At 53.2% G+C, this 24822-nt stretch carries 19 protein-coding genes and 5 pseudogenes; 11 read left to right on the forward strand and 13 right to left on the reverse strand.

The window, feature by feature from the left end; all coding sequences use genetic code 11:
- The first annotated feature begins 51 nt into the window (after positions 1–51).
- The 10 genes and pseudogenes from mdtA (at position 52) to trhP (ending at position 13863) form a co-directional block, all read left to right on the forward strand.
- Positions 52–1299 (forward strand): multidrug efflux RND transporter subunit MdtA, encoded by a 1248-nt coding sequence (mdtA, locus tag A7Z06_RS19605; RefSeq protein WP_000655413.1) that lies wholly within the window; start codon positions 52–54, stop codon positions 1297–1299.
- Positions 1299–4421: a multidrug efflux RND transporter permease subunit MdtB gene (gene mdtB, locus A7Z06_RS19610; RefSeq protein ID WP_105279547.1), complete on the forward strand. Its 3123-nt coding sequence runs from the start codon at positions 1299–1301 to the stop codon at positions 4419–4421. Before mdtA ends, mdtB begins: the two co-directional genes overlap by 1 nt.
- On the forward strand, positions 4422–7499 hold the full coding sequence (gene mdtC / locus A7Z06_RS19615) for a multidrug efflux RND transporter permease subunit MdtC (protein WP_000667493.1): 3078 nt from the start codon (positions 4422–4424) through the stop codon (positions 7497–7499).
- Positions 7500–8915 carry an MFS transporter gene (mdtD, locus tag A7Z06_RS19620; RefSeq protein ID WP_000130891.1) on the forward strand — a complete coding sequence of 472 codons (1416 nt, stop codon included), beginning with the start codon at positions 7500–7502 and terminating at the stop codon, positions 8913–8915. It abuts the gene before it with no gap.
- Positions 8912–10315, forward strand: a complete 1404-nt coding sequence (gene baeS, locus A7Z06_RS19625; protein WP_000675167.1) for an envelope stress sensor histidine kinase BaeS — start codon at positions 8912–8914, stop codon at positions 10313–10315. Before mdtD ends, baeS begins: the two co-directional genes overlap by 4 nt.
- Positions 10312–11034 (forward strand): envelope stress response regulator BaeR, encoded by a 723-nt coding sequence (baeR, locus tag A7Z06_RS19630; RefSeq protein WP_000137883.1) that lies wholly within the window; start codon positions 10312–10314, stop codon positions 11032–11034. Before baeS ends, baeR begins: the two co-directional genes overlap by 4 nt.
- 227 nt (positions 11035–11261) lie before the next feature.
- The gene (locus tag A7Z06_RS19635; RefSeq protein WP_000929406.1) at positions 11262–11594 is read left to right on the forward strand and encodes a YegP family protein; all 333 of its coding nucleotides are present in this window, start codon (positions 11262–11264) and stop codon (positions 11592–11594) included.
- 209 nt (positions 11595–11803) lie between these two features.
- Positions 11804–12101, forward strand: a pseudogene (locus tag A7Z06_RS19640) (type II toxin-antitoxin system ParD family antitoxin).
- A gap of 49 nt (positions 12102–12150) precedes the next feature.
- Positions 12151–12399, forward strand: a pseudogene (locus A7Z06_RS19645) (type II toxin-antitoxin system RelE/ParE family toxin).
- A gap of 102 nt (positions 12400–12501) precedes the next feature.
- Positions 12502–13863, forward strand: a complete 1362-nt coding sequence (gene trhP / locus A7Z06_RS19650; RefSeq protein ID WP_000476029.1) for a prephenate-dependent tRNA uridine(34) hydroxylase TrhP — start codon at positions 12502–12504, stop codon at positions 13861–13863.
- Between the two features lie 270 nt (positions 13864–14133).
- On the opposite strand, the gene ogrK is transcribed toward trhP, so the two are convergent.
- The 8 genes from ogrK to A7Z06_RS19690 form a co-directional block, all read right to left on the reverse strand.
- Positions 14134–14352: a prophage transcriptional regulator OgrK gene (gene ogrK, locus A7Z06_RS19655; RefSeq protein WP_000468308.1), complete on the reverse strand. Its 219-nt coding sequence runs from the start codon at positions 14350–14352 to the stop codon at positions 14134–14136.
- Between the two features lie 81 nt (positions 14353–14433).
- Positions 14434–15597 carry a phage late control D family protein gene (locus tag A7Z06_RS19660; RefSeq protein ID WP_105279548.1) on the reverse strand — a complete coding sequence of 388 codons (1164 nt, stop codon included), beginning with the start codon at positions 15595–15597 and terminating at the stop codon, positions 14434–14436.
- Positions 15597–16076 (reverse strand): phage tail protein, encoded by a 480-nt coding sequence (locus A7Z06_RS19665; protein WP_000978911.1) that lies wholly within the window; start codon positions 16074–16076, stop codon positions 15597–15599. Before A7Z06_RS19665 ends, A7Z06_RS19660 begins: the two co-directional genes overlap by 1 nt.
- A 14-nt stretch (positions 16077–16090) precedes the next feature.
- A complete protein-coding gene (locus tag A7Z06_RS19670) occupies positions 16091–18538 on the reverse strand; it encodes a phage tail tape measure protein (RefSeq protein ID WP_078232995.1) in 2448 nt (815 codons plus the stop codon).
- Entirely contained in the window at positions 18531–18650 is a 120-nt protein-coding gene (locus tag A7Z06_RS19675) for a GpE family phage tail protein (RefSeq protein ID WP_000785970.1), read from the reverse strand. Before A7Z06_RS19675 ends, A7Z06_RS19670 begins: the two co-directional genes overlap by 8 nt.
- 32 nt (positions 18651–18682) lie before the next feature.
- Entirely contained in the window at positions 18683–18958 is a 276-nt protein-coding gene (locus A7Z06_RS19680; RefSeq protein WP_001031303.1) for a phage tail assembly protein, read from the reverse strand.
- A 56-nt stretch (positions 18959–19014) separates the two neighbouring features.
- Complete coding sequence (locus A7Z06_RS19685; RefSeq protein ID WP_001251408.1) at positions 19015–19533, reverse strand: phage major tail tube protein; 519 nt, start codon at positions 19531–19533, stop codon at positions 19015–19017.
- A gap of 12 nt (positions 19534–19545) precedes the next feature.
- Positions 19546–20736, reverse strand: coding sequence for a phage tail sheath protein (locus A7Z06_RS19690; RefSeq protein ID WP_105279549.1), 1191 nt, complete (start codon positions 20734–20736; stop codon positions 19546–19548).
- Positions 20737–20814: 78 nt separating this feature from the next.
- On the opposite strand from A7Z06_RS19690, the gene A7Z06_RS21840 reads away from it, so the two are divergent.
- Positions 20815–20982 (forward strand): hypothetical protein, encoded by a 168-nt coding sequence (locus A7Z06_RS21840; RefSeq protein ID WP_023908562.1) that lies wholly within the window; start codon positions 20815–20817, stop codon positions 20980–20982.
- A gap of 188 nt (positions 20983–21170) precedes the next feature.
- Here the strand turns inward: A7Z06_RS21840 and A7Z06_RS19695 are convergent, their stop codons facing one another.
- The 5 genes and pseudogenes from A7Z06_RS19695 to A7Z06_RS22475 all read right to left on the reverse strand — a co-directional run.
- Entirely contained in the window at positions 21171–22250 is a 1080-nt protein-coding gene (locus A7Z06_RS19695) for a hypothetical protein (RefSeq protein WP_105279550.1), read from the reverse strand.
- A 68-nt stretch (positions 22251–22318) separates the two neighbouring features.
- A pseudogene (locus A7Z06_RS19700) lies at positions 22319–22453 on the reverse strand (IS3 family transposase); the annotation flags it as partial.
- Between the two features lie 125 nt (positions 22454–22578).
- Positions 22579–23157, reverse strand: a complete 579-nt coding sequence (locus A7Z06_RS19705) for a tail fiber assembly protein (RefSeq protein ID WP_105279551.1) — start codon at positions 23155–23157, stop codon at positions 22579–22581.
- Positions 23157–23354, reverse strand: a pseudogene (locus A7Z06_RS22470) (phage tail protein); the annotation flags it as partial. The gene A7Z06_RS19705 and the pseudogene A7Z06_RS22470, both read right to left, overlap by 1 nt.
- Positions 23355–23479: 125 nt before the next feature.
- A pseudogene (locus A7Z06_RS22475) lies at positions 23480–23777 on the reverse strand (phage tail protein); the annotation flags it as partial.
- Between the last annotated feature and the right edge of the window lie 1045 nt (positions 23778–24822).

Here is a 24822-nt window from a genome sequence, read left to right on the forward strand (position 1 = left end):
GCTACACTAGTAACATTGCGCGAAACGTTTCAGGAAGAGAAACTCTTAACGATGAAAGACAGTTATAAATCCCGTTGGGTAATCGTAATCGTGGTGGTTATCGCCGCCATCGCCGCATTCTGGTTCTGGCAAGGCCGCAATGAATCCCAGAGCGCAGCCCCAGGTGCGACGAAACAAGCACAGCAGCCGCCAGCGGGTGGTCGCCGTGGTATGCGTTCCGGCCCTTTAGCACCAGTACAGGCGGCAACCGCCATTGAACAGGCCGTTCCACGTTATCTCACCGGGCTTGGCACTATTACCGCCGCTAATACTGTTACGGTGCGCAGCCGCGTGGACGGTCAACTGATGGCGTTGCATTTCCAGGAAGGCCAGCAGGTCAAAGCAGGCGATTTACTGGCAGAGATTGACCCCAGCCAGTTCAAAGTCGCATTAGCACAAGCCCAGGGGCAACTGGCAAAAGATAAAGCCACACTTGCCAACGCGCGCCGTGATTTGGCGCGTTATCAACAACTGGCAAAAACCAATCTCGTTTCCCGTCAGGAACTGGACGCCCAACAGGCGCTGGTCAGTGAAACCGAAGGCACCATTAAAGCCGATGAAGCGAGCGTCGCCAGCGCACAACTGCAACTCGACTGGAGCCGGATTACTGCGCCAGTCGATGGTCGCGTTGGCCTGAAGCAGGTTGATGTCGGTAACCAAATCTCCAGTGGTGATACCAGCGGGATTGTGGTGATCACCCAGACGCATCCTATCGATTTGCTCTTCACCCTGCCGGAAAGCGATATCGCCACCGTTGTGCAGGCACAAAAAGCCGGAAAACCGCTGGTTGTTGAAGCCTGGGATCGCACCAACTCGAAGAAGTTAAGTGAAGGCACGCTGTTAAGTCTCGATAACCAAATCGATGCCACTACTGGCACCATTAAAGTGAAAGCGCGCTTCAATAATCAGGATGATGCGCTGTTTCCCAATCAGTTTGTTAACGCACGCATGTTAGTGGACACCGAACAAAACGCCGTGGTGATCCCCACCGCCGCCCTGCAAATGGGCAACGAAGGCCATTTTGTCTGGGTGCTGAATAGCGAAAACAAAGTCAGCAAACATCTGGTGACGCCGGGCATTCAGGACAGTCAGAAAGTGGTGATCCGCGCGGGTATTTCCGCAGGCGATCGCGTAGTAACAGACGGCATTGATCGCCTGACTGAAGGAGCGAAAGTGGAAGTGGTGGAAGCCCAGAGCGCCACCTCGCCGGAAGAGAAAGCCACCAGCCGTGAATACGCGAAAAAAGGAGTGCGCTCCTGATGCAGGTGTTACCTCCGAGCAGCACAGGCGGCCCGTCGCGCCTGTTTATTATGCGCCCTGTCGCCACCACGCTGCTGATGGTGGCGATCTTACTCGCTGGGATTATCGGCTATCGCGCCCTGCCCGTTTCGGCGCTGCCGGAAGTGGACTACCCGACTATTCAGGTGGTCACGCTCTACCCCGGCGCCAGCCCGGATGTCATGACCTCTGCCGTTACCGCGCCGCTCGAACGCCAGTTTGGGCAGATGTCTGGCCTGAAACAGATGTCATCGCAGAGTTCCGGCGGCGCGTCAGTTATCACCTTGCAGTTCCAGCTAACATTACCGCTGGATGTCGCCGAGCAGGAAGTGCAGGCCGCGATTAACGCCGCCACTAACCTGTTGCCGAGCGACCTGCCTAACCCGCCGGTTTACAGCAAAGTGAACCCGGCAGATCCGCCAATCATGACACTCGCTGTCACCTCAACCGCCATGCCGATGACGCAGGTGGAAGATATGGTGGAAACCCGCGTCGCGCAGAAAATCTCGCAGATTTCCGGCGTCGGGCTGGTGACGCTTTCCGGCGGTCAGCGTCCGGCTGTTCGCGTCAAACTTAACGCCCAGGCGATTGCCGCTCTTGGACTAACCAGCGAAACCGTGCGCACCGCCATTACTGGCGCTAACGTTAACTCAGCCAAAGGTAGCCTCGACGGCCCTTCCCGCGCGGTCACGCTGTCGGCGAACGACCAGATGCAATCCGCAGAAGAGTATCGCCAGCTAATCATCGCCTACCAGAACGGCGCGCCGATTCGTCTGGGCGATGTCGCAACTGTAGAGCAAGGTGCAGAAAACAGCTGGCTCGGCGCGTGGGCGAACAAAGAACAGGCCATAGTGATGAATGTTCAGCGCCAGCCCGGTGCTAACATTATCTCTACCGCCGACAGCATCCGGCAGATGCTGCCACAACTCACCGAAAGTTTGCCGAAATCGGTAAAAGTAACGGTGCTTTCCGATCGCACCACCAACATCCGCGCATCGGTCGACGATACCCAGTTTGAATTGATGATGGCTATCGCGCTGGTAGTCATGATTATCTACCTGTTTTTGCGCAACATTCCGGCGACCATCATTCCCGGCGTTGCGGTGCCGCTGTCATTAATCGGCACCTTCGCAGTCATGGTGTTTCTCGATTTTTCGATCAATAACCTGACGCTGATGGCGTTGACCATCGCCACCGGATTCGTGGTCGATGACGCCATCGTGGTGATCGAGAACATTTCGCGCTATATCGAAAAAGGCGAAAAACCGCTGGCGGCGGCGCTCAAAGGCGCGGGTGAAATCGGCTTTACCATTATCTCGCTGACCTTCTCGCTGATTGCGGTGTTGATCCCACTGCTGTTTATGGGCGATATCGTCGGGCGACTGTTCCGCGAGTTTGCCATTACCCTGGCGGTAGCAATTTTGATCTCAGCCGTGGTGTCGCTGACCCTGACGCCGATGATGTGCGCGCGGATGCTCAGCCAGGAGTCGCTGCGTAAACAAAACCGCTTCTCCCGCGCCTCGGAAAAAATGTTCGACGGGATAATCGCCGCCTATGGTCGGGGGCTTGCGAAGGTGCTGAATCATCCGTGGCTGACTTTAAGCGTGGCGCTCAGCACGCTGCTGCTTAGCGTACTGCTGTGGGTGTTCATTCCGAAAGGTTTCTTCCCGGTACAGGACAACGGCATTATTCAGGGCACCTTGCAGGCACCGCAATCCAGCTCCTTTGCCAATATGGCCCAGCGGCAACGCCAGGTCGCGGATGTGATTTTACAAGATCCGGCAGTGCAAAGCCTGACCTCATTTGTTGGCGTTGATGGCACTAACCCGTCGCTGAACAGTTCGCGTTTACAGATCAACCTCAAACCGTTGGATGAACGTGATGATCGGGTGCAAAAAGTCATCGCCCGTCTGCAAACGGCGGTGGATAAAGTGCCGGGCGTCGATCTCTTCCTGCAACCAACGCAGGACCTGACCATCGATACTCAGGTCAGCCGCACCCAGTACCAGTTTACCTTGCAGGCAACGTCGCTGGATGCGCTCAGCACTTGGGTGCCACAGTTGATGGAAAAACTCCAGCAGCTTCCACAGCTTTCTGATGTCTCCAGCGACTGGCAGGACAAAGGGCTGGTGGCGTATGTCAATGTTGATCGCGACAGCGCCAGCCGTCTGGGTATCAGCATGGCGGATGTCGATAACGCCCTGTACAACGCGTTTGGTCAGCGGCTGATTTCCACTATTTATACTCAGGCTAACCAGTATCGCGTGGTGCTGGAACACAACACCGAAAATACCCCAGGCCTCGCGGCGCTGGATACCATTCGCCTGACCAGCAGCGACGGTGGCGTGGTGCCGCTAAGCTCGATTGCCAAAATTGAGCAGCGTTTTGCGCCGCTCTCCATCAACCATCTGGATCAATTCCCGGTAACGACCATCTCCTTTAACGTGCCGGATAACTATTCGCTGGGCGATGCGGTGCAGGCGATTATGGACACCGAAAAGACGCTGAATCTACCGGTGGATATCACCACGCAGTTCCAGGGCAGCACCCTCGCTTTCCAGTCGGCGCTTGGCAGCACTGTCTGGCTGATTGTCGCGGCTGTGGTGGCGATGTATATCGTGCTCGGCATTCTGTACGAGAGCTTTATTCACCCGATCACCATTCTCTCGACGCTACCCACCGCAGGGGTCGGCGCGCTGCTGGCATTAATGATTGCCGGTAGCGAACTGGATGTGATTGCGATTATCGGCATTATTTTGCTGATCGGTATCGTGAAGAAGAACGCCATCATGATGATCGACTTCGCGCTGGCTGCTGAGCGTGAGCAAGGCATGTCGCCGCGCGATGCAATCTACCAGGCTTGTCTGTTGCGTTTTCGTCCGATCCTGATGACCACTCTGGCGGCACTGCTTGGCGCGCTGCCGCTGATGTTAAGTACCGGAGTCGGCGCGGAACTGCGCCGTCCGTTAGGCATCGGCATGGTCGGTGGTCTGGTTGTCAGCCAGGTGCTGACACTGTTTACCACGCCGGTGATTTATCTGCTGTTCGACCGTCTGGCATTGTGGGCAAAAAGCCGCTTTGCCCGTCATGAAGAGGAGGCGTAAGTGAAGTTTTTTGCCCTCTTCATTTACCGCCCGGTGGCGACGATTTTACTGTCGGTTGCCATTACCCTGTGCGGCATACTGGGCTTCCGTATGCTGCCGGTCGCCCCGCTGCCGCAGGTCGATTTTCCGGTGATTATGGTCAGCGCCTCGCTGCCCGGTGCGTCGCCAGAGACAATGGCGTCTTCCGTTGCCACGCCACTGGAACGCTCGCTTGGGCGTATTGCCGGGGTCAGTGAAATGACCTCCAGCAGTTCGCTCGGCAGCACGCGCATTATTTTGCAGTTTGATTTTGACCGGGATATCAACGGCGCGGCGCGCGATGTGCAGGCGGCGATCAACGCCGCACAAAGTTTGCTGCCCAGCGGGATGCCCAGCCGCCCGACCTATCGCAAAGCAAACCCGTCGGATGCGCCAATTATGATCCTGACGCTGACGTCCGATACTTATTCCCAGGGTGAACTGTACGATTTCGCCTCGACGCAGCTGGCTCCGACGATTGCGCAAATCGACGGCGTCGGTGATGTCGATGTCGGCGGCAGCTCGCTGCCCGCCGTGCGCGTCGGGCTGAATCCGCAGGCGCTGTTTAATCAGGGCGTATCGCTGGACGATGTGCGCACCGCCATCAGCAATGCCAACGTGCGTAAACCGCAGGGGGCGCTGGAGGATGGCACTCACCGCTGGCAGATCCAGACCAACGATGAACTAAAAACCGCCGCCGAATATCAGCCACTGATTATTCATTACAACAACGGCGGCGTGGTTCGTCTGGGCGATGTGGCGACGGTGACCGACTCTGTACAAGATGTGCGCAACGCCGGGATGACCAACGCCAAACCGGCTATTTTGCTGATGATCCGCAAGCTGCCGGAAGCCAATATTATCCAGACGGTTGACAGCATCCGGGCAAAATTACCGGAGTTGCAGGAGACCATTCCGGCGGCGATTGATCTGCAAATTGCCCAGGATCGCTCCCCCACCATTCGCGCCTCGCTGGAAGAAGTCGAGCAAACGCTGATTATCTCGGTGGCGCTGGTGATTCTGGTGGTCTTTTTATTCCTGCGCTCGGGTCGCGCCACTATTATTCCCGCCGTTGCGGTGCCCGTTTCGCTGATTGGTACGTTTGCGGCGATGTATCTGTGCGGATTCAGTCTCAATAACCTGTCGCTGATGGCGCTCACCATCGCCACAGGCTTTGTCGTGGATGACGCCATCGTGGTGCTGGAAAACATTGCCCGTCATCTGGAAGCGGGGATGAAACCGCTACAGGCCGCACTGCAAGGTACTCGCGAAGTCGGCTTTACGGTGCTGTCGATGAGTCTGTCACTGGTGGCGGTGTTCCTGCCGCTACTGTTGATGGGTGGATTGCCGGGGCGCTTATTGCGCGAATTTGCCGTGACGCTTTCAGTCGCCATTGGCATTTCGCTGCTGGTTTCTCTGACGCTAACGCCGATGATGTGCGGCTGGATGCTGAAAGCCAGCAAGCCGCGTGAACAAACACGGTTACGTGGTTTTGGCCGGATGCTGGTTGCGCTGCAACAAGGCTACGGTAAGTCGCTGAAATGGGTACTCAATCACACCCGTCTGGTGGGCGTGGTGCTGCTTGGCACTATTGCGCTGAATATCTGGCTGTATATCTCGATCCCGAAAACCTTCTTCCCGGAGCAGGACACCGGCGTGCTGATGGGCGGGATACAGGCGGATCAGAGTATTTCGTTTCAGGCAATGCGCGGCAAATTGCAGGATTTCATGAAAATTATCCGTGACGATCCGGCAGTGGATAATGTCACCGGCTTTACCGGTGGTTCGCGAGTGAACAGCGGGATGATGTTTATCACCCTTAAGCCACGCGACGAACGCAGCGAAACGGCGCAGCAAATTATCGACCGTCTGCGCGTGAAGCTGGCAAAAGAGCCGGGGGCGAATCTGTTCCTGATGGCGGTACAGGATATTCGCGTTGGTGGGCGTCAGTCGAACGCCAGCTACCAGTACACGTTGTTATCCGACGACCTGGCGGCGCTGCGCGAATGGGAGCCGAAAATCCGCAAAAAACTGGCAACGTTGCCGGAACTGGCGGACGTTAACTCCGACCAGCAGGATAATGGCGCGGAGATGAACCTGGTTTACGATCGCGACACGATGGCGCGGCTGGGGATCGATGTGCAGGCCGCCAACAGCCTGCTGAATAACGCCTTTGGTCAGCGGCAAATCTCGACCATTTACCAGCCAATGAACCAGTATAAAGTGGTGATGGAAGTGGATCCGCGCTATACCCAGGACATCAGCGCGCTGGAAAAAATGTTCGTCATTAATAACGAAGGCAAAGCGATCCCGTTGTCGTATTTCGCCAAATGGCAACCGGCAAACGCGCCGCTGTCGGTGAATCATCAGGGATTATCGGCGGCCTCGACCATCTCGTTCAACCTGCCGACCGGGAAATCGCTTTCGGACGCCAGTGCGGCAATCGATCGTGCGATGACTCAGCTTGGCGTGCCTTCGACGGTGCGCGGCAGTTTTGCCGGAACGGCGCAGGTGTTCCAGGAGACGATGAACTCGCAGGTGATCCTGATTATCGCCGCCATCGCCACGGTGTATATCGTGCTGGGTATCCTTTACGAGAGTTACGTACATCCGTTGACGATTCTCTCCACCCTACCCTCGGCGGGCGTTGGGGCGCTGCTGGCGCTGGAGCTGTTCAATGCCCCGTTCAGCCTAATCGCCCTGATAGGGATCATGTTATTAATCGGCATTGTGAAGAAAAACGCCATCATGATGGTCGATTTTGCGCTCGAAGCTCAAAGGAATGGAAATCTGACGCCGCAGGAAGCCATTTTCCAGGCCTGTCTGCTGCGTTTTCGTCCGATTATGATGACTACCCTGGCGGCGCTGTTTGGTGCGCTGCCGCTGGTGTTATCTGGCGGCGACGGCTCGGAACTGCGTCAACCATTAGGGATCACTATTGTCGGCGGTCTGGTAATGAGTCAGCTCCTGACGCTATATACCACGCCGGTGGTGTATCTTTTTTTCGACCGTCTGCGGCTGCGTTTTTCGCGAAAATCTAAAGAAACGGTAACCGAGTAAATGACAGATCTTCCTGACAGCACCCGCTGGCAATTGTGGATTGTGGCTTTCGGCTTCTTTATGCAGTCGCTGGACACCACCATCGTCAACACCGCCCTTCCCTCAATGGCGCAAAGCCTGGGGGAAAGCCCGCTGCATATGCACATGGTCATTGTCTCTTATGTGCTGACCGTGGCGGTGATGCTGCCTGCCAGCGGCTGGCTGGCGGACAAAGTCGGCGTGCGCAATATTTTCTTTACCGCTATCGTGCTGTTTACCCTCGGTTCGCTGTTTTGCGCGCTTTCCGGCACCCTTAATGAACTGTTGCTGGCACGTGCGTTACAGGGCGTAGGCGGTGCGATGATGGTGCCGGTCGGCAGGCTAACGGTGATGAAAATTGTTCCGCGCGAGCAATATATGGCGGCGATGACCTTTGTCACGCTGCCCGGTCAGGTCGGCCCGCTGCTCGGTCCGGCGCTTGGCGGTCTGCTGGTGGAGTACGCGTCGTGGCACTGGATCTTTTTGATCAACATTCCGGTGGGGATTATCGGTGCGATCGCCACGCTAATGTTAATGCCAAACTACACCATGCAGACGCGGCGCTTCGATCTCTCCGGCTTTCTGTTGCTGGCGGTTGGCATGGCAGTGTTAACGCTGGCGCTGGATGGCAGTAAAGGCACAGGACTTTCGCCGCTGGCGATTGTCGGCCTGGTGGCGGTTGGCGTAGTGGCACTGGTGCTTTATCTACTGCACGCCAGAAATAACAACCGCGCCCTTTTCAGTCTGAAACTGTTCCGCACCCGCACCTTTTCGCTGGGTCTGGCGGGAAGTTTTGCCGGACGTATTGGCAGCGGTATGTTGCCCTTTATGACGCCGGTTTTCCTGCAAATCGGCCTCGGTTTTTCGCCGTTCCATGCCGGACTGATGATGATCCCCATGGTGCTTGGCAGCATGGGAATGAAGCGAATTGTTGTTCAGGTGGTGAATCGCTTTGGCTACCGTCGGGTACTGGTAGCGACCACGCTGGGTCTGTCGCTGGTCACCCTGTTGTTTATGACTACCGCTCTGTTGGGCTGGTACTACGTTTTGCCATTCGTTCTGTTTTTACAAGGAATGGTCAACTCAACGCGTTTCTCCTCCATGAACACCCTGACGCTGAAAGATCTACCAGACAATCTGGCGAGCAGCGGCAACAGCCTGCTGTCGATGATTATGCAATTGTCGATGAGTATCGGTGTGACCATCGCCGGGCTGCTGCTGGGTCTTTTTGGCTCCCAACATGTCAGCGTTGACAGCGGCACCACACAAACCGTCTTTATGTACACCTGGCTTAGCATGGCGTTTCTCATCGCCCTTCCGGCGTTCATCTTTGCCAGAGTTCCGAACGATACGCATCAAAACGTGGCTATTTCGCGGAGAAAAAGGAGCGCGCAATGAAGTTCTGGCGACCCGGCATTACCGGCAAACTGTTTCTGGCGATCTTCGCCACCTGCATTGTGTTATTGATAACGATGCACTGGGCGGTACGTATCAGTTTTGAGCGCGGCTTTATCGATTACATTAAGCATGGTAATGAACAGCGGCTGCAAATGCTCGGAGATGCACTTGGCGAGCAGTACGCCCAGCACGGTAACTGGCGCTTTCTGCGTAATAACGATCGTTTTGTATTTCAGATACTGCGCTCATTTGAACATGATAATAATGAAGACAAACCGGGTCCCGGTATGCCGCCACACGGCTGGCGTACTCAGTTCTGGGTGGTCGATCAAAACAACAAAGTGCTGGTTGGCCCACGCTCTCCCATTCCACCGGACGGTACAAGGCGCCCTATTCTGGTCAATGGTGTTGAAGTTGGCGCGGTGATCGCCTCACCCGTTGAACGGTTAACCCGCAATACCGATATCAATTTCGATAAACAACAGCGGCAAACCAGTTGGCTGATTGTCGCTTTATCTACCTTACTGGCGGCGCTGGCGACATTCCCACTGGCGCGCGGTTTGCTCGCTCCAGTGAAACGGCTGGTGGATGGCACGCACAAACTTGCGGCGGGCGATTTCACAACCCGCGTGACGCCCACCAGTGAAGATGAACTGGGCAAACTGGCACAAGACTTCAACCAGCTCGCCAGCACGCTGGAGAAAAACCAACAGATGCGCCGCGATTTTATGGCTGATATCTCTCACGAACTGCGCACGCCTTTAGCAGTATTGCGCGGAGAACTGGAAGCTATTCAGGATGGCGTGCGTAAGTTCACACCGGAGACAGTGGCTTCTTTACAGGCGGAGGTCGGTACACTGACCAAACTGGTGGATGACCTGCATCAACTGTCGATGTCAGATGAAGGTGCTCTCGCCTATCAAAAAGCGCCTGTGGATCTGATCCCGCTGCTGGAAGTGGCAGGTGGCGCTTTTCGTGAACGTTTCGCCAGCCGTGGCCTGAAGCTGCAATTTTCCCTACCGGATAGCATTACCGTATTTGGCGATCGCGACCGTTTAATGCAGTTATTCAATAACTTACTGGAAAACAGTCTACGTTACACCGACAGCGGCGGCAGCCTGCAAATCTCCGCCGAGCAGCGCGACAAAACGGTGCGCCTGACCTTTGCCGACAGTGCGCCGGGCGTCAGCGACGAACAACTGCAAAAATTGTTTGAGCGTTTTTACCGCACCGAAGGTTCCCGCAACCGTGCCAGCGGCGGTTCCGGGCTGGGACTGGCGATTTGCCTTAACATTGTTGAAGCGCACAGTGGTCGCATTGTTGCCACTCATTCGCCTTTTGGCGGGGTAAGCATTACAGTAGAGTTACCGCTGGAACGGGATTTACAGAGAGAAGTATGACCGAGTTACCAATCGACGAAAACACACCGCGTATTTTGATCGTGGAAGATGAACCGAAGCTGGGGCAGTTGCTCATTGATTATCTGCGTGCTGCGAGCTATGCGCCGACCCTTATCAGTCACGGTGATCAGGTACTGCCGTATGTGCGGCAGACCCCACCGGATCTGATCCTGTTGGATCTGATGCTACCAGGCACTGATGGTCTGACACTTTGCCGGGAAATTCGTCGTTTTTCCGATGTCCCCATCGTGATGGTTACGGCAAAAATCGAAGAAATCGACCGTTTGCTGGGGCTGGAGATTGGCGCCGATGACTACATCTGCAAACCGTACAGCCCACGGGAAGTGGTGGCGCGTGTTAAGACCATTTTGCGCCGCTGCAAACCGCAGCGCGAGTTGCAGCAACAGGATGCCGAAAGCCCGTTGATTATCGACGAAGGTCGTTTTCAGGCTTCATGGCGTGGCAAAATGCTTGATCTGACGCCTGCAGAATTTCGTCTTTTGAAAACCCTCTCCCATGAACCGGGAAAAGTATTCTCCCGCGAGCAATTACTCAATCATCTTTATGACGATTACCGCGTGGTAACCGACCGCACCATCGACAGCCACATTAAAAACCTGCGCCGTAAACTGGAGTCGCTGGACGAAGAGCAGTCATTTATCCGTGCCGTTTACGGTGTCGGTTACCGCTGGGAAGCTGACGCCTGTCGTATCGTTTAATGTATCGTTGCCCTGGCGAGGGCAAAATTTCCTGTTTATTAACCCGTCATGCCCCTCTCTGAAAGGAGAGGGATAACACCGTATCCGCATTCAGATTCCTGCATATTTATCAGTAATCTCCCCCACCCTTTAGAGGGTATTCCCCTGATTGGCAGTCAACTGAATATCACCCATACTTAAATCGTTACATACTGTTTTCGATACGCAATTTCAATCAAGGAGTCATTATGGCTGGTTGGTTTGAACTCAATAAGAGCAGTGAAAATCAGTTCCGGTTTGTGCTAAAAGCGGGCAATGGCGAGATCATTCTCACCAGCGAACTGTATACCTCAAAAGCCGCTGCGGAAAAGGGCATTGCCTCGGTGCAAAGCAACAGCCCGCAGGACGAACGCTATGAGAAAAAAACAGCGAGCAACGGCAAATTTTATTTCAATCTGAAAGCTGGCAATCATCAGATAATCGGTTCCAGCCAGATGTATGCCACCGCTCAATCACGCGAAGTCGGAATTGCTTCTGTAAAAACCAATGGCGCAAGTCAGAAGGTGAAAGACAATACTTAATAGTTAAGCCGGGCGCGGATAACGCGTCCGGCTTTATTTCTAATAAACACTTATTTATTGATGATTAAGATTAATCTGCGCCATTAAAATAGTAGGCACAGGCAAGCACTCATTCTCCTCTCTTTGTTTAACACTCCCCATCCTTATCCTCCTGAACATGTTCATATAGCAAAATATCTTCTAATACTTTTCGTGACGCTATCCGGTTTATGACATACACTGACGTAAGATTTTTACTTACAAGAGAGCATAAACATGGCCAGAACGATGACGGTTGATCTCGGCGATGAGTTGCGTGAATTTATCGAGTCCTTAATTGAATCCGGCGACTATCGCACCCAAAGCGAAGTGATCCGTGAGTCACTGCGCTTGCTTCGAGAAAAACAAGCAGAGTCTCGCCTGTAAGCGTTACGTGACATGCTTGCAGAAGGGTTGAATAGTGGTGAAGCTCAGCCGTGGGAAAAGGATGCGTTTTTACGGAAGGTGAAAGCAGGGATAAGGAAATAATGTGCGTATTATTAAGCTCATGCCAAAAGCCAACGAGGATTGAGAAGGCATCTGGTATTACAGTTATCACCATTTCGGCGAACCACAAGCCGACAAATATGTTGAACATCTTTCAGACGTTCTCCAGATTCTGAGTAACAATAATATTGGTACTCCCAGACCTGAATTAGGCGAAGGCATTTTTGTTCTTCCTTTTGAACACCACGTTATTTATTTCCTGTAATCACCAGGGGAAATTATCGTCACTCGTATCCTTAACCAAAACCAGGACGCTACCAGACATTTACACTGGAGCTAAACCCGCCGATTGCGCTACAATGCCCGCCCTTAAAGTGGGGACACTCCCCTAACCGCTTCATCAGGTGAAGCGGTTCTGACCTGTCATCAGAACGAGAGAATTATGTTTAAACCGGAACTCCTTTCCCCGGCGGGAACGCTGAAAAATATGCGTTACGCTTTCGCTTATGGCGCAGATGCTGTTTATGCGGGACAACCGCGTTATTCCCTGCGTGTGCGCAACAACGAATTCAACCACGAAAATCTTCAGCTCGGCATCAATGAAGCCCATGCGCTGGGGAAAAAGTTTTATGTCGTGGTCAACATTGCGCCGCATAACGCTAAGCTGAAAACCTTTATCCGTGACTTGAAACCGGTAGTGGAAATGGGGCCGGATGCGCTGATTATGTCCGATCCGGGGCTGATTATGCTGGTGCGTGAGCACTTCCCTGAAATGCCGATCCACCTTTCGGTGCAGGCCAACGCCGTAAACTGGGCGACGGTAAAATTCTGGCAGCAAATGGGCCTGACTCGCGTGATCCTCTCCCGCGAACTATCACTGGAAGAGATTGAAGAGATCCGCAATCAGGTGCCGGATATGGAGCTCGAAATCTTCGTTCACGGCGCACTGTGCATGGCCTACTCCGGCCGCTGCCTGCTCTCTGGCTACATCAACAAACGCGATCCGAATCAGGGCACCTGCACTAACGCCTGTCGCTGGGAGTACAACGTCCAGGAAGGCAAAGAAGATGACGTCGGCAACATCGTACACAAATACGAGCCGATTCCGGTACAAAACGTCGAACCAACGCTGGGTATCGGCGCGCCAACTGACAAAGTGTTTATGATTGAAGAAGCCCAGCGCCCGGGCGAGTATATGACCGCGTTTGAAGATGAACACGGCACTTACATCATGAACTCGAAAGATCTGCGCGCTATCGCCCACGTTGAACGTCTGACTAAAATGGGCGTGCATTCGCTGAAAATCGAAGGCCGTACCAAATCTTTCTATTATTGCGCACGCACCGCGCAGGTTTATCGTAAAGCTATCGATGACGCCGCTGCAGGAAAACCGTTCGATACCAGCCTGCTGGAAACTCTGGAAGGTCTGGCGCATCGTGGTTACACCGAAGGTTTCCTGCGTCGTCATACTCACGACGATTATCAGAACTACGAATACGGTTATTCCGTTTCTGACCGCCAGCAGTTTGTTGGGGAGTTTACCGGTGAGCGCAAAGGCGATCTCGCGGCGGTAGCGGTGAAAAATAAGTTCTCCGTTGGCGACAGCCTTGAACTGATGACGCCACAGGGCAACATCAACTTTACCCTTGAGCATATGGAAAATGCCAAAGGTGAAGCGATGCCGGTTGCACCTGGCGATGGTTATACCGTGTGGCTCCCGGTTCCGCAGGATCTTGAGCTCAATTACGCACTGCTGATGCGTAATTTCTCTGGTGAAACCACGCGTAACCCACACGGTAAGTGATTAATTTCGATTATTTTTCCCGGATGGAAAATTCTTAGAAACCGATCACATACAGCTGCATTTATTAAGGTTATCATCCGTTTCGCTGAAAAACATAACCCATAAAATGCTAGCTGTACCAGGAACCACCTCCTTAGCCTGTGTAATCTCCCTTACACGGGCTTATTTTTTACGCGTAATACAATGAAATAAAAGGATTTATTTCTGGTCACGTCCACACATTGACCACATCGACAAAAAAGCCCCTCAACTGAGGGGCTATTTTTGTGATCACATCCACATAATTTGCTGCCCTGACGGCAACGGGTGCGGCCTCACGGCGTGGACTTCTCCCGGCTTCACGATGTATCGCTGTACCGACTCATAAGTGATGAACGTGGCGCTGCAATTCACGTTCTGGCACTGGTGATAACGCTCTTTTGTCGTGTCAGTGATATAGCGGCTTGTACGCGCATGTGCGGCATGCTGGCATAAAGGACAATGAAACATCGCGAGCACCTCTTCCGGTTTTGTTGATGGTGTCATTTTAGTTAATTTGTCCTTATAAAACAAACAGATAAACAAAACACATCACTCATTACCTTCTGTTTCGTACTCCACATCAGAAAGCCTGACCTCAAGCTCTAAGGACGTCGTGAAGCCGCTATTATTCAGAAAATGTGTCACCTTAGTGATTGTCCAGTCCTGCTCGTCTATGACGCGCTTAAAGCCTGACACCTTAACCGGTGTTTCCGTGTAAATATCTGCCCGACCGGTAGCCAGGCTGATGGAGAACTCCGCAACGCCCCGTTGCAGTTTATCCCACTTCGCCTGAGCGGCGCGCATGGCCTGCGCTTTCGTGGCATATACCGTGGTCAGGGCAAAAACATTGTCAGCCTCACCGGCCATGTATTCACCTTCGCGCGCTTCCGGCGCTTTTGGCGCTTTCTTCTGCGTGACTGGTTTCGCTTTCGGGTGCTCCAGTGCGCGCAGGTGTTTTTCTTTCTTTTTGCGTTTCAGTTTTACCTTCTGCTTTTGCGGCTTCGGGTCTTTGGTGTGAAGCCACTTTGCCGTTACGCCGGTATAGGCTCCACGGTCAGCAATCGCAAAATGGTGGCGGTCGCCGTCGCTGCGGGTTATGGTGACCTGCGGGATTTTTTTACCGCTGGCCGTCACCCCCTGCCCCGCTTTGAGAAACAGCAGTTTTCCCATTTTTACCGACACCTCACCGCCGTTGCGTTCAGCAAGACGGGTCAGGAATTTCGCATCAGACTCCTGCGACTGGTCGATGTGCGGGATTTTAATTCCGGCCAGTGACGGAGCGACACTGGCTTCCAGCCTGTTACGGGTGGCTATCGCCTCAACAATCGCACCGAGCGTGGTGTCATGCCAGGAGCCTTCCCGGCGGGAATTGAGCGTCCCGCGAAAATCTGCACTCCGGGCGCGGATGGTGACCACATCCGGAGCGCCCCGGTGTTCAACCTCATCAACGGTAAATTTCCCTTTGCATACCAGGGCAAAACCTTTCCAGCCGATATAAACCGTCAGGACAGCGCCACGAACCGGCAGCCCGACCTGCCCGTCGGCATCGTTCAGTTCAATATCAAGCTGGTCAGCCTCAAAGCCCCGGTTATCCGTCAGGGTCATACTCATCAGACGGTCGCTGATATTGCCGGTAATATCCCTGCTGTCGAGCATCAGCATGTAATCCGGCGTCAGCGTACTGCCTGCATCAAATGTCAGCGCATCCAGCATTATCCCGCCCCCGTCATACCCGTGAATTTAGTCGCCATACTGCCAGCCTTACCGATGAGCGATTCCGCCTGTTTACCGATATCGCCATAAAGCGCGGCCAGTGATTCATCAACGCGGGTGAGTGACAGCGTAAAATCAATTTTCCGGGGTGTGCCGTCTGCAAAGAAAATACTCCCTGTTTCACTCACCTTGCTGATGACATACATGCCGTAAATCATGCCGGTGCCATCCAGCAACGGCCACGCCCGGCCTTCCTCTGCCATCAGCCTGAGCGTGGTCATCGTCAGCTTTCCGCCGGTCAGTTCGGGATAAAGCACACCGGCAAGCGTCATGTTTTCCTCACCCACACCGAGAAACTGATAGGCATCCCGTTTACCGATACGGGAATTTGACGGCCAGCGATAATCTGATTCACGCTGCATGGTCTGGTGTGGCAGCGTCTGGCGCATAAAAACAAACATACCTAACGCGAGCATCATTTTTCGTCACCTCCTTAACCGTCATGCATCATGCTGGCACGGGCGCGCGCACGTTTATCCCGCTCGTATTTTTCGAGCGCATCCTGTAACTGGCGGTCAAGCTGTGTCCCCGGCGCAGTACCACCCGTCAGGCTGATGTGATATTCGTTTTTACTCTGGTCTACATAAGAGCGGCCAGCCGGTGCCGTGACCGGCTGATAAGCCTGATAGCCTGCATAAGAGCTGGTCGCCGGAATATAACCACCGCTGCCATACGTGGCGGCTTGAGTTCTGGCGGCGGTCTGATCAAGTGTGTCTGACTCTTTGTTGATAACACCGAGTTTTTCCAGTACCCAGTCAATACCACTGCGCAGTTTGTTGAACGCATTAAGCGGCAGCATCAGCGCGTCAGCCAGTGCCTGCCCGAACATGACGCCCGTGTCACGGCAACGGTTCAGGGTGTCCTGGGTGGCTTTGACCGGGGCAATCAGGTTTTTAAACCACTGCCACGCGGCCTGTAACTTTTCGCCCAGCCAGTCAAACACCGGCTTCAGTGGCGTGAACAGTTCCCCCACCGGCGCAAATGCCGCTTTCAGCCCTTCAACCACACCGCCAAAGAATGCGCTGACAGGCTCCCAGTATTTACGGATAAGCAACGCCCCGGCGACAATGGCGGCCACCACGGCCACAACCGGCCAGCTAATCGCCCCGATGGCCGTCATAACAGCACTGCTAACCGTCGTGAAGATTGCCCCCATTGCGCCTGCTGCCGCGATAATGGCATTGATGCCGGTGATAACCGGCCAGGCTACAAGACCAATGGCACCGATGATGCCAATAAGCGCCAGCGCGCCACCGACAATGAGGCCGATGGTTGACGCCAGTGATTTGTTTTTCTGGATCCAGCCGTCGAGTTTTAACACATACTTTGTGGCCGTCTGAGTGAGCTTACGCAGTGCGCCTTCCTGCTGGTCAAACAGGTCAGTCCCCACTGCCTCATAAGCGGACTGAAACTCTTTAAAGTCACCGCCTAGGTTGTCCTGCATGATATTTACCAGCTCGGCGGTCTTCCCGTCTGAGGCTTTAAACGCAGCGGTCAGTTTGTCCAGCTTTCCGGTTGAGGCGGCAGTCATCAGCACGGCGGCGGCTGAGCTGGCCTCCTCCCCGAAAATAGTTTTCATGTATTCAGCCTGCTGGGCAGTACCGAGCCGGTTTTTCTCAAAACTGGCCTGCATTTCTTTCAGAATGGTAAATATTGGCCGGGTGTTTCCCTTGCTGTCTGAGGTTTTCACTCCAAGCTCTTTGAGTGCATCCCATGCTTTTCCCGTCGGTGCCTGCAGGCGGCTTAATACGGCACGGCTTCCCGTCCCCGCCATTGAGCCTGTGATTTTTGCATCATGCAGCGCCCCGACCATTGCGGCGGTTTCTTCAATGCTGACACCGGCATTTTTTGCCACAGGTGCGGCATAGGTCAGCGCATCGCTCATGCCGTCAAAATCGGCGGCGGTTTTGTTCATCGTCATGGAGAGAACATCCCCGATATGAGCGACCTTATCGTTTGAAAGCTGAAAGGCGGATTTCATCCCCATCAGCAGGGCGGCGTTTTCTTCCATCGTGCGGCGGTTCGCCAGCGCCATATTCAGCGTGACCGGCGTTGCCGCCTGAATGGCATCAACATCCCCACCCGCTTTCGCGATGATTATCTGTGCACCGGCCGCATCATCCGCCGAGGCGGCGGTATTGTCGCCGAGCTGGCGCGCCTGTTTGCGTAGTGCGGTCATTTCGGCGGAGTCTTTTGCCACTCCGAGCACGGCCTGCAATTCTGAGTTTTTCTGCGCAAACTCATAACCGGGCATCAGCAGCTTAACTCCGGCCATCGTTCCCGCCGCCGCAATCCCCACACCGGCAGCGCCCACTGAGGCCATATTTCCGGCCAGTTCCTTTCCGGCCTGATAACGCTGTTTGACTGCGTTAAGTTTTGCCTGTTGCGCACTGACACGCGCCAGCGCGTCGCGCTGACGGTTAAGCTGTGCGGTGGTTTCACTGATACGGTTTTTCAGTCCCTGCTCATCATGTGCAAGATTGCGGGTATTAATTCCCACAGCGGCCAGCTCCCGCTGCTGGCGCTTAACGGAATCCGTCAGGCGGTTATATTTCGCCTGTAAGTCCTCCGCCGCACGCTTTGCGGATTCCAGCACTTTCGCCTGAGCACGGGTCGGACGTTCAGTGTTTTTAAACTGTGTGGCAAGTGCTTCGGCTTCCTGCCGTGCCTTTTCAAGTGCATGACCAGTCACGGCAAGCTGTGCGCTGGTCTTGCGAAATCCCTCAATACGGGATGCGTGACCGTTCAGCTCGCGCAGTGATTTTTGTGTTTCCCTGATATCCCCCGACAGCGACTTACTCGCTGTGCGGATGGATTTAAACGGGCGGGATGCCTGGTCAACAGCCCTGAGCAATACCTGTAATTTTACATTGTTACTCATTCGTGTTTCCGCTTCGCCGGAGCGCCTTTTCGCGCCATGTGATGAGTTCGGTCAGGCTCATGGGATACAGTTCTGATGGCGGCCAGTGAAATATCACTGCCACATCCGCCATCAGGTCATCGACCGAGAGATTTTTCGGAAACGTTACTGCACCGAGTTCGGCGACAAAAAACCGACCACCTTACCGGCCAGCGCCACAAGGTCAGGCAGCTCCAGCGCGGCGACCTCCTGCTCAGTCAGCATCGGTGCCGTCATGCGCGGCAGCACTTTAATCAGTGCATCGACTTCGGAGTTTGCGACCGCAGCCAGACTGACACCGCGCAGCGTCCCGGCATTGGGTTTCATCAGCGTGACCTGTTCGATAACCTGCTCACCACGCTTGACCGGATTGTCCAGGGTAATCACATTTTCTTTGTTCATGGTTTTCTCACTTCTGAATCAGGGTTAACCGGTCAGCCAGGCTGACCGGATGAAAATCACAGGCCGATATTGCGGCGGTGTTGCTCCAGCCGGTCGACGCCGTTCACCTTCTCAATCATGTTGATGGTGTCAATTTCGACCAGCTCCTTACCGTCCATCGTCAGCCGGAAATAGGTGCAGACCACGGAGATTTTCGACTCGGTGTCTTCTCCCTGTTTACCCTCGCCGGTGTCGATTTCTTTCTGACGGCCACGCATGACCACTTCGACGGCCACCGTTTCGCCGGTATCGTCACGCTGGTAAGAGCCTGCAAAACGAATCGGCACGGCATCCACACCGGTTGCGGCGTAAAGTTCCCAGATAACCGAATCCGGGAAGCCCCCGAGCGACCACTCCATTGACAGCGCATCGTCATCAAGGCCGAGGTCTACCGGTGCGCTGCCGTTCATCCCCGCACCGCGATAGTTTTCGAGCTTACGGGTCAGTTTTGGCAGCGTGACGGACTTCGCGACGCCCTGATAGCTGTAGCCGTTCAGAAAGACGTTCATTAACTTGAGTTTGCGCGGCATTGCCATCGGTCAGGCTCCTTAATTGCTGTTAACCGAGGTGACCAGACTTGCCAGGTATCTTGAAGTAATACGCTGGCGCAGGGTCAGGTTTTCGAGGGGAGGCACCGGGGTATAGTCGTAGTCGATATACAGTTTTCCGGCCTTGAGGGTTTCCGCATCGTTGGATTCTTCACTGAACCAGCATGTGCCATCCACGATATAACCGTTGCTTTTCAGTTCGCGGAATTTGGCATTGATGCCATCAATGATGTCGCGAATCAGCGTTGCGGTGATGGGCTTATCAATAGCCCACATGTGCGCCTCAGCCATCGTGTCGGCCAGTACCTGCGCGGTGCGTGTGTAGCTTTCAAAGAGGAACAGTGGGTCATCGGAGCAGGTACGGTTACCCCAGAAACGGAAACCGTCGCGGCGAACCAGCGTTGTGACGCCTGCCTCGTTCAGCAGGTCAGCATCAGTGCCGGACTTCTGCAAATCCCAGAATACAGATGCGCTGATGCCGGTAACACCGTTTACCCCGACGTTGGACAGCGTTTTATGCCAGCCCTGCTCCTGGTCGATTTTAGCGCGCAGACCCAGCGCACGGGCGGTGGCATACGCGGTGGCGGTGGTGCTGGTGACCGTATCCCATGCGAGGAAATCCGGCCAGATGACCATCAGCTCACGCTGGCTGAAATTCTGGCGGTAGGCTTTCACCTCGGAAATGGTTTTACAGCCCCATGCGCTGACATACCCGAATGCATTCAGTTCCTGGCATACCGATGCCAGTGCGACGGCAACCTCTTTGGTGTCCAGCCCCGGCACACCAAGAATGCGCGGTTTAACGCCGGTAACCGACTCAGCCCCCATCAGGGCTTTCAGTCCGGTGTACTGACCGTTTTCGTCGGTGGTGCCGATGATATTGGAAACGGTCTGCGCGAGTTTCGTTTCCTCGTCGTCGCCGGTGCCGTCTTCCACACGCACGACAACGGTGACCGGTTTTGACTGGTCGGCGATAGCCTGCAACGATGCCGCCAGCGTGCCTTTTTTACCGGCCTTTGCAATCGCGCTCTGCACATTGGTAATCAGCACCGGTTTATTGAGGGGGAAGGTTTCCGCATCCGCATCGCTGGCCGTGCAGACCATGCCGACAATGGCGGTGGATACGGTGGAAATGACGCGGGTGCCGTCGTTAATCTCCAGCACCTGCACGCCATGATGATAGTCGCTCATCCGTTTAACTCCGTGGTTAATGGGTGCAACTATTTTCTGTTGGGCAGTGCATGAGACGCTATTTGACCTGGCTGGTCAGTGGATGAAACAACAGATAAAGAAAAGGCGGGCAATCAGCCCGCCCGTCCTGATTTGTACTCGCTCAGTTTCCAACTGACAATTTACGTAGCCAAAACGCTATCAGCTCTGACAGCCAGCTTTGAGCGAGTCGAAAAAGTTCATACCTTTCTGCTGGTGAAAGTTTAACTAACAGTTCAACCTATCAATTAATTGATGAACAGGTTGAGGCGTTTTTAATATCTCTGCGTCATCTGAGACGATTTTGCGCTACAGGATTTACGGCTTATCTGGGGGCATTCTTGAGCCCTGACTCCTCTGAAAACATAATTAGGCCATACCTGTGACCTGCTCTTCGTTGGTAAGGTTAGCGAATATTAATCTGAGTCCATTTTCCCAAACTCTGTCAGGCCGAAAACGGAGCTACCAGAAACATGAGCTTGTAAGCCCGCTTCCTGCATGTCACTTAATTCAACTTCTTGGCTATCCTCTAATCCGATAGAGAACATGGGATAGGCCCAGTTCCAATTCGGATCAGGAACCAAACTATTATTCTCTATCTTGAAAAAGCTGACCATGAGATGATGCCTTCCCTGTATCGCCTCTTCATCATTGATGTTGACCAGTACACCAAAGTGCTTGTAGCCGGCTTGTCCATTCTCGAACATTTTTATCTTGGTGCCGTTTCTGAACATCCAAAAAGAATGATTTCCAGTGGAATCAGCGACCTGCAAGTTATCTTCGTCAATTTCCCAATTAAGATATTGTTTGATATCAGACTTTGGTTTGAGTTTTTCGTCATTACTAAACCATTGTATTGCCGGAAGTGGAAGGTGAAGACCTTCCGGCTGGGGAGGCTGACCTGCAGCAATGGAATGCATGATCTCTGTCATTGATGGAAGCCCCATCAAATGCCATACATCATGGATATCCTTTTTAAGTATAAGAAGCCCTTTGGATACACCATCCGCGTAAGTTGACTTTAAGCGGACTAGTATGTCCTTGTTACCATCTTTGTCGAGGTCTTCAATGTTTACTGAAGAAGCCACAACCTCGTCGTCCCCTACGTCTGGGATGATTGCCCAATACCCAATATCGTAGAATCCAGGTCTGCCAACCACCTTATCTATCAAACTCTGTCCAGAGGGCTCGAAGACCATCAGGAAACGGCTAAGGGCACCATTTGTGCTCACAGTTCTTCCGTAGACTACAACGGAGTTTGAGGTGCTTAGATCGAGAGACTCGCTAGCCACTGAGTCAAACGCCACTGAGTCCAAATGTGTGGCAAGCTGCTGCTGGATGCACTCCCGAGCCATTTCAACTAATTTTTCGCGAACATCAGCAGATCGTATTGGCTGTGAAGTGAAATGGAAAAGCCCTACTGTAGCCGCTATGCCTATTATTCCCGAAATAACGGTACTTAGAACCTGCTCCTTTACCACTTTCACAACTTTCATCAATAGCTTCTTCAACTTCACTTCAGGCACCTAAATACTATTAAACTTGTCATGGGAAAATCCGATTATTATTGTAGAGAACAACAAAAACTGGCCTCGATTTTAGAGTTTTTCCAGTATCTATTTTCCGACTCGTTCGGCGGTAATCCACCGTTATATTCATGAGGCCGGGGTGCACTATAATATTCAACTATATACTCTGTTTGTAGTGGCACATTAAATTTGGTGACAGATATGCATCACGTCCGCTCCTAGCACAGAGCGGACAGTCAGATTAGGTTTTACTCTGTGCCATAGATGAGTAATCTCACACCAGAGCTAATACGATTTATTGCGGCATTTCAGGCCATTCTATATCCGGAGCATTTTCCGGCTGAACGCGATTAAGTAGCACACGGTATTTTTTCCAGTGTGTCAGGCTTAACTTTTCTTCCTCGGTAGCCATATCTAAATCGACAGCATCCTGCAGCATGGCAATGATTTCACCTGCATATGCAATCTGCTCTTTCTTCTGAGACTCACCCGCTCTGACAAGTGCATCACGCTCTGCATTCTCATCATTCACCCACGCATTTCCGTTCCATTTCTGATAATCCCCCTCCGGGGAAATGGCTGTCACGTCTGGAGGTAATGCGCCAAGTTCAGAAATATAAATGGCTGCTCCCGTTTTCGTTTCGTAGACAGTCTTTCCGCGATGATCTTCCATCAACTCCCATTTCATTTCATCTGCATTGAAAACGGCTGCATAACCAGCAGGAATATCAGGTGGTGCAATATCTGTACTGTTTGCAGGCAGGCCAGTATACGGCGGAATATATGCATCACTTTCGCCAATAAACTCATTGGTTCCATCAAGTAAATTGAAAACGCGGATAGTTTGTGCTTCCGCACTCATTCTGAAAGCCATTATGCAAGCCTCACAATATAGTTAAATGCGATGTTTTTGACGGTGTTTTCGGTATTACCAGTAGCATTTACGGTAATGGAATGCCCGTGTGAGCCAATAGCAACAGTGTGTGAATGTGCACCAATACCAACAGTATGGTTATGTGCTCCAATGTCGACTGTATGTGCATGATTGCCTGATGAACTTGTAGTCGTAGCACCTTTATCACTTCGCGGAACACCATAATCTGCGCCGCCTGATTGCACGCTCACAGCAAAACCGACGGTATGTGTATGATTGCCAGAAGTATTGGTTGATTTTGTGCCGTGGTTAAACGTACTGACTGTTTTTGTCCCGTAATCAAATGAACTGGTCGTTTTCGTTCCTAAGTCCGTATTTGACGCACTGGCGCTGTGAGTATGCGATTTAATCCCGTCCTGTTCCTGTGACAATACGGCACGCCCACTGGAGGGTTTGCCCTTGATTGTCCAGCCGCGCATATCAGGAATAACACCAGAAGGATAGGCAATAGCCAGTTTCGGATATGCAGCCTTATCAAACGTCTGCCCCTGCATGATCGCATAGCCTGCAGGTGGTGTATCTGATGGCCACGGCAGCGGAACACCTGGCGGAAACGCTTCAATATTTGCCGAGCCGTCAAATTTTACGCCGTTAATTGTCCTTGGCGTTTTCAGCTTTGTAGCTGTAGCCGCATTGCCGGACAGTTCGCCTGAAATACCGGCGCTGAAGGTTTGTTTCGCCGCCCATGTCTGAGCTTCGTCGATAATTGGCACACGTCTTGTCGTGATCGTGCGGCTTCCCGGATTTCCTGAAATACGCACCATAAAAAAGCGGTAATTCGCTTTACTTACAGTGCTGCGCCATACATGCATTGAGCGCCCCGTACCGGAATCATCACTCGGACCAACTGCGATGTTTATCAGGTTGCCATCAATGACGCCCCAGTCCATACCGTCGGGAATGTTGGTCATATTATCAAGCCGAACGGTTATCAGACTGCCCGGCACAAAATCGTATGTCTGCCAGTCCAGGCTGGTGAGTTTTGCCACTGCGCCACCGATACCCAACTCTAACGGCAAAGAGTTTGAGTTATAAATCTGTCGCCACTCCCCCCACGCGTTAAATGAGCCACCAAGAAAAACTCGCTCATATAAACGGTCTTTTGTAGCTGCGCTGGTTCCTGTGGTCGTGTAACGTTGCAAAACATAGACACCATCCTTGCGCCTGATGACTTCCAGAAAACCAGACTGCCCCTGGATTGGGGTGTGGGTCGCTTTGCCTGTCACACTGTAAATACCCGGAGACATCAAATCATCCAGGTCATCCTCATAGAAGGTACTACTGGTCTGATAACCAATTTGGATCCAGTCTTCCCACTGTGGATTTTCTGCATCCCATTTGGCTGTCAGGCCGCGAATATACATAGTCCCGTTACGGGTTGTATAACGCTGCGCGCGTCCATATAGCCCACCTTCGAAAATTTCCAGAATGCCCTGCGCGTCTCCTCCCTGCTCAGGGTAATGTCGTTCAAAAGAAGCTATTGCTGAACTGCTGTTTCTCCATAGACCTAAATGTTCTGCGCCACCGAGAGAGTTAAGGTCAATGGTCGTACTTAGAGCACGCGTTACAGCCTGAACATGGCGCCATGCTCCCCATGGTCCATCA

The organism is Escherichia sp. MOD1-EC6819 (assembly GCF_002965765.1).
Classification (GTDB): Bacteria; Pseudomonadota; Gammaproteobacteria; order Enterobacterales; family Enterobacteriaceae; genus Escherichia; species Escherichia ruysiae.

What these genes read in the sequence shown, in the direction of transcription:
- trhP (WP_000476029.1), top strand. Translation starts at nt 12,502, where the DNA reads ATGTTTAAACCGGAACTCCTTTCCCCGGCGGGAACGCTGAAAAATATG.
- baeS (WP_000675167.1), top strand. Translation starts at nt 8,912, where the DNA reads ATGAAGTTCTGGCGACCCGGCATTACCGGCAAACTGTTTCTGGCGATC.
- A7Z06_RS19695 (WP_105279550.1), bottom strand. Translation starts at nt 22,250, where the DNA reads ATGAAAGTTGTGAAAGTGGTAAAGGAGCAGGTTCTAAGTACCGTTATT.
- mdtA (WP_000655413.1), top strand. Translation starts at nt 52, where the DNA reads ATGAAAGACAGTTATAAATCCCGTTGGGTAATCGTAATCGTGGTGGTT.
- baeR (WP_000137883.1), top strand. Translation starts at nt 10,312, where the DNA reads ATGACCGAGTTACCAATCGACGAAAACACACCGCGTATTTTGATCGTG.
- A7Z06_RS19690 (WP_105279549.1), bottom strand. Translation starts at nt 20,736, where the DNA reads ATGAGCGACTATCATCATGGCGTGCAGGTGCTGGAGATTAACGACGGC.
- A7Z06_RS19665 (WP_000978911.1), bottom strand. Translation starts at nt 16,076, where the DNA reads ATGATGCTCGCGTTAGGTATGTTTGTTTTTATGCGCCAGACGCTGCCA.
- A7Z06_RS19675 (WP_000785970.1), bottom strand. Translation starts at nt 18,650, where the DNA reads ATGGCGGATGTGGCAGTGATATTTCACTGGCCGCCATCAGAACTGTAT.
- mdtD (WP_000130891.1), top strand. Translation starts at nt 7,500, where the DNA reads ATGACAGATCTTCCTGACAGCACCCGCTGGCAATTGTGGATTGTGGCT.
- A7Z06_RS19680 (WP_001031303.1), bottom strand. Translation starts at nt 18,958, where the DNA reads ATGAACAAAGAAAATGTGATTACCCTGGACAATCCGGTCAAGCGTGGT.
- A7Z06_RS19705 (WP_105279551.1), bottom strand. Translation starts at nt 23,157, where the DNA reads ATGGCTTTCAGAATGAGTGCGGAAGCACAAACTATCCGCGTTTTCAAT.
- A7Z06_RS19660 (WP_105279548.1), bottom strand. Translation starts at nt 15,597, where the DNA reads ATGCTGGATGCGCTGACATTTGATGCAGGCAGTACGCTGACGCCGGAT.
- A7Z06_RS19685 (WP_001251408.1), bottom strand. Translation starts at nt 19,533, where the DNA reads ATGGCAATGCCGCGCAAACTCAAGTTAATGAACGTCTTTCTGAACGGC.
- mdtB (WP_105279547.1), top strand. Translation starts at nt 1,299, where the DNA reads ATGCAGGTGTTACCTCCGAGCAGCACAGGCGGCCCGTCGCGCCTGTTT.
- ogrK (WP_000468308.1), bottom strand. Translation starts at nt 14,352, where the DNA reads ATGTTTCATTGTCCTTTATGCCAGCATGCCGCACATGCGCGTACAAGC.
- A7Z06_RS19670 (WP_078232995.1), bottom strand. Translation starts at nt 18,538, where the DNA reads ATGAGTAACAATGTAAAATTACAGGTATTGCTCAGGGCTGTTGACCAG.
- A7Z06_RS19635 (WP_000929406.1), top strand. Translation starts at nt 11,262, where the DNA reads ATGGCTGGTTGGTTTGAACTCAATAAGAGCAGTGAAAATCAGTTCCGG.